12 protein-coding genes are annotated in these 9,810 nt (G+C 55.1%); 7 read left to right on the forward strand and 5 right to left on the reverse strand.

Annotated features, from left to right (window positions below; genetic code table 11):
* On the reverse strand, window positions 1-308 hold a 308-nt coding region (locus tag AAAB35_RS18755; protein WP_340669796.1), incomplete at its 3' end, for a hypothetical protein.
* A 307-nt stretch (window positions 309-615) separates the two neighbouring features.
* On the opposite strand from AAAB35_RS18755, the gene AAAB35_RS18760 reads away from it, so the two are divergent.
* The 7 genes from AAAB35_RS18760 (at window position 616) to AAAB35_RS18790 (ending at window position 5,582) form a co-directional block, all read left to right on the forward strand.
* Entirely contained in the window at window positions 616-1,119 is a 504-nt protein-coding gene (locus AAAB35_RS18760; protein ID WP_340669797.1) for a hypothetical protein, read from the forward strand.
* A 10-nt stretch (window positions 1,120-1,129) separates the two neighbouring features.
* Window positions 1,130-1,684, forward strand: a complete 555-nt coding sequence (locus AAAB35_RS18765) for a hypothetical protein (RefSeq protein ID WP_340669799.1) — start codon at window positions 1,130-1,132, stop codon at window positions 1,682-1,684.
* Window positions 1,681-1,851 carry a hypothetical protein gene (locus tag AAAB35_RS18770; RefSeq protein ID WP_340669800.1) on the forward strand — a complete coding sequence of 57 codons (171 nt, stop codon included), beginning with the start codon at window positions 1,681-1,683 and terminating at the stop codon, window positions 1,849-1,851. Before AAAB35_RS18765 ends, AAAB35_RS18770 begins: the two co-directional genes overlap by 4 nt.
* 79 nt (window positions 1,852-1,930) lie before the next feature.
* Window positions 1,931-2,353, forward strand: a complete 423-nt coding sequence (locus tag AAAB35_RS18775; RefSeq protein WP_340669801.1) for a hypothetical protein — start codon at window positions 1,931-1,933, stop codon at window positions 2,351-2,353.
* Between the two features lie 443 nt (window positions 2,354-2,796).
* The gene (mscL, locus tag AAAB35_RS18780) at window positions 2,797-3,204 is read left to right on the forward strand and encodes a large conductance mechanosensitive channel protein MscL (protein WP_340669802.1); all 408 of its coding nucleotides are present in this window, start codon (window positions 2,797-2,799) and stop codon (window positions 3,202-3,204) included.
* Window positions 3,205-3,375: 171 nt separating this feature from the next.
* Window positions 3,376-4,542, forward strand: a complete 1,167-nt coding sequence (locus AAAB35_RS18785; RefSeq protein ID WP_340669803.1) for a pyridoxal phosphate-dependent aminotransferase — start codon at window positions 3,376-3,378, stop codon at window positions 4,540-4,542.
* Complete coding sequence (locus AAAB35_RS18790) at window positions 4,539-5,582, forward strand: AbrB family transcriptional regulator (protein ID WP_340669804.1); 1,044 nt, start codon at window positions 4,539-4,541, stop codon at window positions 5,580-5,582. Before AAAB35_RS18785 ends, AAAB35_RS18790 begins: the two co-directional genes overlap by 4 nt.
* A gap of 60 nt (window positions 5,583-5,642) precedes the next feature.
* Here AAAB35_RS18790 and AAAB35_RS18795 read toward each other — a convergent pair whose 3' ends face one another.
* From AAAB35_RS18795 to hemA, 4 genes are all read right to left on the reverse strand, one after another.
* Window positions 5,643-5,942, reverse strand: coding sequence for an EF-hand domain-containing protein (locus AAAB35_RS18795; protein WP_340669805.1), 300 nt, complete (start codon window positions 5,940-5,942; stop codon window positions 5,643-5,645).
* A gap of 113 nt (window positions 5,943-6,055) precedes the next feature.
* Entirely contained in the window at window positions 6,056-6,181 is a 126-nt protein-coding gene (locus tag AAAB35_RS18800; protein WP_340669806.1) for a hypothetical protein, read from the reverse strand.
* Between the two features lie 30 nt (window positions 6,182-6,211).
* Window positions 6,212-8,230 (reverse strand): hypothetical protein, encoded by a 2,019-nt coding sequence (locus tag AAAB35_RS18805; RefSeq protein ID WP_340669807.1) that lies wholly within the window; start codon window positions 8,228-8,230, stop codon window positions 6,212-6,214.
* A gap of 268 nt (window positions 8,231-8,498) precedes the next feature.
* Window positions 8,499-9,776: a 5-aminolevulinate synthase gene (gene hemA, locus AAAB35_RS18810; protein ID WP_340669808.1), complete on the reverse strand. Its 1,278-nt coding sequence runs from the start codon at window positions 9,774-9,776 to the stop codon at window positions 8,499-8,501.
* Between the last annotated feature and the right edge of the window lie 34 nt (window positions 9,777-9,810).

The raw sequence follows: 9,810 nt of genomic DNA on the forward strand, positions 1-9,810 counted from the left end.
CTTATGGGCCTTTGGCCTTGAGTACGCAGTTGCTGCAATGTTCGCTGCGCTGCGCTTGCATTAATGCGAAGCGGAATGCCACCACGTGCTGATGACTTGAGCCTGTTCACTTCGCGTGTGATGCCGGAAATTTCAGACTTGGCTTTGGTCAATCCGCGAACGTCAAGCCCGATGGATTTGGTTTTACCGAGACCCTGTAATTGCTTTGCCGTTCTGAAAAGTTGTTTGAGTTCGCGGTTGACCTTTTTGATATCGCCAGACGCGCTGTCTTTAATGTCTAAAACGGCTTGTTCAACGAATGACGCCATTCCCAATCACCTTAAGGTAATGGTGCTGGTACCCTCCGCCACAGGTTTGGGAAGGTACCAGCACCCTCTTTGCACCCTACAAGGACGAGAGCCGCAAAGAAACGAGACACTACATCCAAAGCCGGTTCCGACGGTGAAGGGATGCAGCGCTCGAAATAATAATGTTTACTGAAAGCATCTTTAACCTGGAACCGGCTACTGAAAATATAATGTCACGCTTTGTTGCGAAATGCACTATTGTATACTTACGGACATTGCGTTATTGTCGCGCTATTCGTTGTTTTATTCTGGATTGTGGGGATTAGTCATGGCGCAGATATCTCAACGCAAGCTGGCTCAATTGAATAAATTAGCACTTGAGGCAGCGGGAATGCCTGTTCCCAAACAGATTGGTGAGTTGTGTGCCGCACATGTGGAAGCATGCGTCAATCAAATCAAATCACTCGCAACCACATCGCCCTCCGCCGACACGCGACTAGAGGCCTCCAAATTCATCGTGCAGCAGGCGAACCAGCACGAGAAGGAACAGCGTGAGGCGTGGGTCGGCTGCGAGATCGATATCCAAAAGATACAAGCGCTGTCATCAGCGGAACTGCAATATGACGCCATCATGACTTTGTACGCTGGTTCGGAAATAACGAAGGCCGACGTTGATGTGATGCTCAAGGTGATCGATCATAAGGATGCCGCGGTCGTTTCGAAGCTCACCGCCGAGAAAGATGCATTGGTCAAGCGTATCGAAGAACTCGAAAGCGAGACGTTTGACGGCAAGATTGCCACAGGTAGTAAGCGCGTCCACGCTATCCAATAGGGCGTGAGCCATGCCCAAGAGCAGACGCGGCCAGCATTTGTTATCCACGTTCAAAGCGCTGGATAAGAAGCTTGACGCCCATCACGTCATTGTCGCTGAGAAATCGGCAACGGTCAGTGTCCGGTTCTTCAACGAGTACGGGCAAAAGATAAAAACTGCCACAGAATTGCACGATCCGAGTGCCACCGCGCAACTCAACATAGTGGTCATTCCGCCAAACAAATTTCTGAACCCGAACCCGTCACGCATTGCCAAGGTCAAGTATCGGGAAATCCAACAACAGATGATGTTGCTGGACGAGCAGAAGCATGACGGCCTGTTCCCGATTGTGCGCAATGAGGTTGAACTGGAACTGCCACAGTTGATTGATCCCATCCCGACGAAAGAGCGCCCGAAGCCGAAACTCGTCGTGATTGAGAGCGGTGGTAAACCGTCGCCAGAACAAGAAATTGAACAGTTCGAGAAAGCCCTTGCTGCACAAGAAGCACAACGCAAACGTGACTTTGAAGAGGCGATTGAAGAACGTGCAAAGGAGCGAAGAGAACTAGGGTTGGATCAGACATGAAAAAGCGCAAAAGCAAATACGACAAGCTAGACCCACTGGAACAGTGGAAGGCCGATATAAAAGCCAAAGCGAAAAATCGCTCCGATAATCGCAAGCACCGGATTGAGCAACGTAAAGGTGAAGATCGTGAGCTCGCCAGACGACTTCAAAAGTACGGGTGCGTCTGAGTGCTATTCGGTATCTCTGTGGCATCCATACCTGTTGATCCGCACCCATCCAGGTCGTGAGGCTGTGGCTAGCGCATGGATGCGCGATCTCATGCTGGCCGAGGTCTATTACCCGAAGCACAAAGGCCAAGCTGCAATAAGTGGCTACGTGTTTGCGCGTGACATTCAACACTGGATGCGCCTGCGTGCCTGTTCCGCGATTGTCCGATTAATCACCAGTGCCGATAGTGACGGCAACGTCAATCCCGCCATCATCACCGAGAAACAGGTTGCCGAACTGCGGCAACGAGAAGAGGACTGCGACTTTGAACCGAAAGCCGTCTGTCAATGCCTTTGGGCCAATATGCTCGGAACCACCATAAAGGTCCCGTCAGGCATCATGACCGGTCACATAGGTGAGATCGTGCAGATCGGTGAAAAAATTAAGGTTCGATGCGAACTAATGAAGCGCGATGTTTACTTGAAATTTGCGCCCGTAGAGCTTTGGGGTGAAGCTGCCTGATCTGCCGCCTCCTGAGCGCGGCGGTTAGCTTCTTCCAAAGTCATCGGAACCGGATACTTGCGTTGCAGGGCTTCGGTTCCGCCTCGGTTAAACAGCTTTATGTCCTCAACCAGAAACCGCGGCCTTTGTTCCGTGGACCACGGCACGCGCACAAACCCCCAACGCTTGTATTTGCGCGATACATGAGGGCGCGACAAATTGAGTGCTTGCGCGAGGCCGGTAACGGTGACGGTTCTCATGCAAAAACAATACGCGTCTTTTACATCTATTCAAGATGGGACTGTTAGTGGGGAAGGGGGTTGACGTTCGTTTAAATAATGAATCAAATCAACTGATTAGACTAATGCTACTCACTATCAAAACTTCTGTTACTGTTTTCGGGTTATGGCAAATGCGATGACCGTTGGTTTGAGTTAACACATTATACTGGAGAGTGGTACATCATGCTGAAGGAATTCAAAGAATTTGCCTTGAAGGGCAACATGGTTGATCTCGCCATCGGCGTGATCATCGGTGGTGCCTTTGGCCGCCTGGTTGAGTCTATCGTGGCAGATATTTTGATGCCGATCATTGGTCTCGTCACAGGCGGCATCGATTTTTCCAATCTTTACCTCCAGCTTTCAGGGGCCCCGCAGCCGACACTTACTGCGGCTCGGGAAGCAGGTGCGACGATCGCTTACGGCAACTTCATCACGCTGCTCATCAACTTCCTCATCGTCGCTTGGGTACTGTTCCTGGTGGTCAAGGCGATGAACCAGTTCAAGAAAAAGGAAACTGCAAAAGCTGCTGAACCGGCGAAAGAAGAGGTTCTCCTCACGGAAATTCGCGATCTTCTGGCCAAGAAGGCCTAAACGATCCGCAGAACGTCAAACCCCGGCCAGCGCCGGGGATTTGATTTCGGCTCTCGACACAACGGTGTCAGCAGCCCATCACTTGCGATGATGGAAACATCACAAATATCCACGTGATTAACAGAATGCGTTGTAATAGGTCTGCAGCAGGCAGACTGGAGACGCGATTAAATGGACCTCGTTGAGCACTTGCGGCACGAAGCAGCGGTAGCGCCGGAAAGCGGTATCGTTGCCGTCATGAACCACGGACGGCGGCAAGAGGGCGTCATCCCGCTTTGGGCCGGCGAAGGTGATCTTCCGACGCCTGAATTCATTCGCAACGCGTCCTCGACCGGCCTTGCCAATGGCGAGACGTTTTACACCTGGCAGGCGGGCATACCCGAACTGCGCCAGTCGCTTGCGGCCTACTACAAACGCCATTTCAATGCCGATCTGCCGGTGGAACATTTTTATGTAACTGGTTCGGGCATGCAGTCGATTCAACTCGCTATCCAGGCAACGGCCGGCGCGGGGGACGAGGTTGTCTACCTCTCGCCGGCGTGGCCGAATTTTGCTGCCGCCGCCGGCATTGCGGGCGCTACCCCCGTACCGGTCACCCAGGACTTTACCGGCAATGGATGGGGACTTGATCCCCAGAAAATACGCGAGGCAATCACACCGAGAACCAGGGCGCTGTTTATCAATACGCCATCCAATCCTACCGGATGGACGGCCGACATTGATACACTGAAGGAAATTCTCGGCATTGCTCGCCAGCATGGATTGTGGATCGTCGCGGACGAGATCTATACGCACTTCTACTATGGCGCGCGCCGCGCCCCCTCGTTCCTCGATATCATGGATCCGGATGATCGCATCATCTTCGTCAACAGCTTCTCCAAGAACTGGGCGATGACGGGCTGGCGCGTCGGCTGGATGGTGGTCCATCCTTCGCTGGGAAAGACGATCGAAAACCTCATCCAATACTCGACGTCAGGCGTTGCCCAATTCATGCAGCGAGGCGCGGTTGCGGCGCTTGACGAAGGCGACGATTTCATCCGCATGCAGGTCGAGCGCGCTCACAAGGCGAGGGATATTCTCTGCGCCAATCTCGCAGCAACGGGCCGGGTGCGGCTGTCGCCGCCGGCGGGTGCATTTTACCTGTTCTTCGGCATCGAAGGCGTCAGCGATTCCTATCGCGCGGCCTTTGATATTGTCGATGAGGCCAAAGTCGGCCTTGCGCCGGGGACGGCTTTTGGCGATGGTGGCGCCGCTTTCCTGCGGCTCTGCTTCGCCCGACGAATCGATCAAGTCGAGGAGGCAGCCGATCGCCTCGCAGACTGGATCTGGAAACGTTGACGTCAGACCTCGTTCATCTCGACAATATCAAAGCCACGCTCCTTTCCTTGCTGATATCCACGGCCGGCGCATTGATCGCCAAACTGATCGGATTACCCATCCCGTTTCTGCTCGGATCAACCATTGCCGTCACCGCCGCTTCATTGTCGGGTATCAGAATACATCTGCCAGACTGGTTGCGTGGGTTTGTCTTCTTTATGCTCGGGATTCAGGCGGGCTCCGGCGTCTCGCCCGGTATCCTCGACCAGATGGTGTTGTGGCCAATCAGTTTCTTCATGCTGTTCATTGCGCTCGTTCTCGTCACGTCCCTTACCTATCTCATGCTGCGCAAGGGTCTCGGCTGGGACGGGCCGACGGCCCTGTTTTCGTCTCTGCCTGGCGCACTCTCCTTTGTTCTCGCCGCCGCGATGGGAACCTCGGCAAACATGGTGAAAATCACCGTGATCCAATGCGTTCGCCTGTTGCTTCTTATCGGATTTCTGGCGCCGCTTCTTGCCGTCATCGCCAGAAACGCTCCCCATGTTGTCGTCGAAATCAACTATGACTGGACTGTTCAGGAGGCGCTCATTCTCCTCGTCTGTGGCATTGCCGGCGCAATGCTCGGCTATTACAGCCGCATTCCCGGAGGCATGATGCTCGGCGCGCTGCTTGCCAGCGGCATTCTGCATGCCACATCCATCGTTACCGCCGTGGTGCCGCGCTCGATCGCTGATATCGGCCTGATCGTCCTCGGGGTACTGATCGGATCGCGGGTCGGCGCGGAACATCGATTTCAGCTTGTCCGCTACCTGCCGGCCGCCCTTTGTGCCTTCCTGATTGGAACGGCGGCATCATTCGTCGCTGCGCTCGTCGTCTGGCTCTTGCTCGACATTCATCCCGCGCAGATCGCGCTTGCCTTTGCACCCGGCGCGCTCGAAGCCCTTACCGTGATCGCATTTTCGCTGGGCGTCGATCCATCCTACGTTGCCTCGCACCATGTGGCACGATTTCTGATGATCGCATTCTCGGTGCCCTTTCTCGCCCGCTTCGTTTCGCGGTGAGGACGGCACAAACAAAAACCGGCGCGAAAGCGCCGGTCCTTGTTCAAAGCATTTAGAAGCTCACTCGATGATCTGGATTTCCGAAGGCTCGCGTCGCTTCATGAACTTCTGCGGGGAACGCTCCTGCATGAATCTGGAGACGTCGGAGTAGGTGACATATCCGTCCTTGTCGCGGTCGATCTCTTCGAAGTGATCTCCGACGAGACCCCATCCGGCATCCATGGCTCGCTGCTTCGTCAGGGTCCGATCAATGCCGCCGGCCGACGCTGTGAACCGCGCTTTCAGTTGTGTATTGACCGCTTGCAGCACCGTTTCCTCGGTTTGTGGAGGAGATACCGCTCCGGCAGGATCAGGCGGCATCCTCGGCAATTCGTCAACTGCTGATGCTTGGGTAGGCAATAGCAAAAGAAGTGCCGAGTTGAGAAGGACAGCCAATGAAAGTGGGAGTAAAAGCCTCATCGTTTGCGACCTTCTCATTGGAGTGAAACCACGTTGGTCCTGGCAGGATCAGGCGCATTGCTGCTTGCCGCGCCCTTGTCATAAAAGTCGTTGAGCTCTGTCTTCATCGGCCCCCGCGATTCCTCGGTATAGTACGTCATGTGTCCGCCTTCGAACCACTTGACAGGAGCCTAGTCGGATAGTCGGGCCCGCTTCAAATCAACCTCCGTCTGTAGGCCGGGTGTAATAAGATCTTCGTAGCCATGCAGGATAAGGATTATTAAGTCCGGGTTGCCTATCAAGGCTGCTTGTATGTCTGCGAGGCTACTTGGTTGAGCGGATGAGCGGTGGGAAAATTGCCAGTTCTCTCGCACAGCCTTATTCAAATACTCGTAAGTCGACCCGTTTGAATAATTGACGTAACCCTGCAGATGATCCTTCAACTGTGTCGAGACGCCCTTGTCGTAATAATCCTTCGGATCATAGGAAGTAGAGGGCAACTTCATCCGTGCATCGTACACATTCAGCCTGTTTCCTGCGATCAACTGCGTCTTGAATATATCCACACCCAGGTTCGGGTTAGTTGCCCAAAGATTAGTTGAAATCCCCGTGTATGTGCTCAACTTTTTGATCACTTCACCATACGCCGGAGGGGTTCCCAGTGCCTGCCGCGTCCATTGCCCGGTAGGCAACATCGCCGCCCTGATATCCTTATCCACAAACGTTCGCAGGTCTTGCAAGTATTGGCCCTGGGGCTTCGGTCCTCTTGACGATGATTTTTTATGGTAGTCGGCCGCCATGGCGAACGATGGGATCATCGAAGTACAGAATAGGACTTGTCCTTGTGAGCAACTGGCTCCGTAGTCCAAGATGGGGGAGTTGAGGACAATACCTGCAAGAACTTTGGCGGATTTTTTCGTTGGATCGGTGCCGTAAATCGGATCCGGTTCAAAGTTGCTTGTTCCTGCATCCAAGAGCTGATTGGCGACGATCGGCGTGCGAATGCCACCATAGGATTCGCCGTAGAGATATTTGTGCGAGCTTTGGCGATTGTTCACGTTGACATAGCGGGTAATGAAGTTTGCAAGGACCTCCGTATCGATGTCGGTACCCCACAAGCTCTTATTGATAAACGGCGCAACGGCAGTGGACAAACCGGTACCCGGCGGATCGACAAATACGAGATCGGTTTTATCGAGTAATGTCTCTGTATTGTCCACCACCGGAAAAGTAGTTGGGGGCGAAAGGAGAGCGCTCTGCGGTATTATGGGGTCGCCCGTTTTTATTCTTTTGGGCGCCCACGATCCCATGTGCAGCCAGATGGAGCCGGAACCGGGCCCCCCATTCCAGAAGAACGTCACTGGGCGCTGGTCCTTTGGCAGACCATCGCGCGTATAGGAAGTATAGAAAATCGCAGCTTGCGCCTTTGGCTCCTTCCGTTCTGGGCTCTTGCCTGTATAGGCCACAAGATGGCCGGAACGCGCCGTAAATGGCACCGCTTTGTTGTCGATAGTAATTGTTTGTCGCTTGACCGATGTTATCTCGCTTACCTTGTCGAGATCGATCGATCCTTCGACGGTCATGTCATAAATGTTTGCATCCTTGACGACGTTGTCTTTCGGGGCAAGTCGTTCAAAGGCAACAAGCTCGCTTTCATTCGGCTTGGGCGCGCCGATCGGTGCGGCCGGGGACGGCACTTCCGCAACGACGGATGTAGCCGGCGGCGTTGCCCCACCAGTTGTGGCGCCGCCCGCGGTGGCTGGGGCTCCGCCTGTCGATCCTCCGGTGGTTGGCGTCTCCGGCGTCTTGGTTGCGTCGCCCGAAGTCGCCGGCGGCGTTGTCCCGCCGGTGGTTGCGCCGCCCGCGGTGGCTAGGGCTCCGCCGGTCGTCCCGCCTAAGGTCGGCGCCTCGACCTTCTTGGGCGCCGGGTCGACCGCCGAAGTTGGGGGTGCCACTTCCGCAACGATCGACTTATCGCCCTTCTCGGTCGCGCCGTCCGACGTCGGAGGGTTTACGTCCGGCGCTTCCACATTCACTGATGTGAAGGTTTCGCTGACCTGTCCATCTCGAAGATTGGGTTGCGACGGGGGTGCGGCCGGAGCAGGCGTAGCGGTAAATGTGGTGGCGGCCGTCGAAGGTGCCGGTGAACTGCCATTATTGCACGCGGCCAGCAGCGACAACGCGGCCAGCGAACACACTCTGATTTTCATGCAATTCCCCTATATTCATAGCTCGTTGAAAAATTGATTTGCTTTAAATTTGGACGAGCCCAATTTATGGGCACTTATGCACGGTATTCGTAATTCCGGCTTCTTGCAATAGCCTTATCGAGACTAACCTGGGCACCGAATCCAGCTAAGAACCCAATGCGAAATCAGCGTTGGTGTACGGACCCACGATGCCCGATGTGGATCAAAACTTCGCGAATAGTAAATGTCGCAAATGGACGGATTCACAGGACTTGAACCGTCGGGATAGTCAGCCGCCGGCTTTTGACACCGCCAGCGTCACCACCCGGTCGCTCGTCTCGATCGCCGGTTCGCTATCCTTGGAGAAGGGAATGCCGAGCGCGGTCCAGACCTCCACCAACGCATCCTTGAGCTCGACGACGAGTTCGTTGGAATGGAATGGCGTCGGCGTGATGCGCAGCCGTTCGGTGCCGCGCGGCACGGTCGGATAGTTGATCGGCTGGATGTAGAGGCCGTGCTTCTGCAACAGCCGGTCGCTGGCTTTCTTGCAAAGTTCAGGATCGCCGACAAGGATCGGCACGATATGCGTGTCCGATTTCATCACCGGCAGGTTGGCCTGCGCCAGCACGTCCTTGGTCAGTTTTGCCTGACACTGGTGCATCCGGCGCTCTTCCTGCGATACTTTCAAATGCCGGATCGATTGCGTCGCCGCTGCCGCGATGACGGGCGGAAGCGCCGTGGTAAAGATGAAGCCCGGTGCATAGGAGCGCACGGCGTCGATAACCGTCTTGGATCCGGCAATATAGCCGCCGAGCGTGCCGAAAGCCTTGGCGAGCGTGCCCTCGATGACGTCGATCCGCCCCGACAGGTCTTCGCGATCGGTGATGCCACCGCCGCGATTGCCATACATGCCGACAGCATGGACCTCGTCGATATAGGTCATGGCATTGTATTTCTCGGCAAGGTCGGCAATGGCTTCGACCGGGGCGATATCGCCGTCCATCGAGTAGATCGATTCGAAGACGATCAGCTTGGCGCGCTCCTTGCCCGCGGCCTTGAGCAACTCCTCAAGGTGGGTAAGGTCGTTGTGGCGAAATATCTTCTTCTCGACGCCCGAACGCCGTACGCCTTCGATCATCGAGGCATGGTTCAGTTCGTCGGAAAGGATCAGGCAATTCGGCAGCAGCCGCGCGATGGTCGAGATCGAGGCCTCGTTCGACACGAAACCCGAGGTGAAGACCAGCGCCGCTTCCTTCTGGTGAAGGTCGGCCAATTCGTGTTCGAGTTCAACCAGCGGATGATTGTTGCCGGAGATGTTGCGGGTGCCGCCGGCGCCCGAGCCCATGCGGCTCGATGCCTCGTGCATCGCTGCGATGACGTCGGGATGCTGGCCCATGCCGAGGTAATCGTTCGAACACCAGACGGTGATCTCGCGCTGCGTACCCTCGTCACGCCAAATCGCACGCGGGAAACGACCCACGATCCGTTCCAGATTAGCAAAGACCCGGTAGCGCTTTTCAGCGTGCAACTGGTCGATCGCGTCTTCGAAAAACCGACGATAGTCCATGAATTGCTCCTGTATCATGAACGTAGTAGCGTTT

The sequence above is a fragment of the Phyllobacterium sp. genome, assembly GCF_037994425.1.
Taxonomy (GTDB): Bacteria; Pseudomonadota; Alphaproteobacteria; order Rhizobiales; family Rhizobiaceae; genus Phyllobacterium.

Excerpts from the sequence above, each read along its gene's own strand:
- AAAB35_RS18760 (WP_340669797.1), top strand. The coding sequence starts at position 616 with ATGGCGCAGATATCTCAACGCAAGCTGGCTCAATTGAATAAATTAGCA.
- AAAB35_RS18765 (WP_340669799.1), top strand. The coding sequence starts at position 1,130 with ATGCCCAAGAGCAGACGCGGCCAGCATTTGTTATCCACGTTCAAAGCG.
- AAAB35_RS18770 (WP_340669800.1), top strand. The coding sequence starts at position 1,681 with ATGAAAAAGCGCAAAAGCAAATACGACAAGCTAGACCCACTGGAACAG.
- AAAB35_RS18775 (WP_340669801.1), top strand. The coding sequence starts at position 1,931 with ATGCGCGATCTCATGCTGGCCGAGGTCTATTACCCGAAGCACAAAGGC.
- mscL (WP_340669802.1), top strand. The coding sequence starts at position 2,797 with ATGCTGAAGGAATTCAAAGAATTTGCCTTGAAGGGCAACATGGTTGAT.
- AAAB35_RS18785 (WP_340669803.1), top strand. The coding sequence starts at position 3,376 with ATGGACCTCGTTGAGCACTTGCGGCACGAAGCAGCGGTAGCGCCGGAA.
- AAAB35_RS18795 (WP_340669805.1), bottom strand. The coding sequence starts at position 5,942 with ATGCCGCCTGATCCTGCCGGAGCGGTATCTCCTCCACAAACCGAGGAA.
- AAAB35_RS18800 (WP_340669806.1), bottom strand. The coding sequence starts at position 6,181 with ATGACGTACTATACCGAGGAATCGCGGGGGCCGATGAAGACAGAGCTC.
- AAAB35_RS18805 (WP_340669807.1), bottom strand. The coding sequence starts at position 8,230 with ATGAAAATCAGAGTGTGTTCGCTGGCCGCGTTGTCGCTGCTGGCCGCG.
- hemA (WP_340669808.1), bottom strand. The coding sequence starts at position 9,776 with ATGGACTATCGTCGGTTTTTCGAAGACGCGATCGACCAGTTGCACGCT.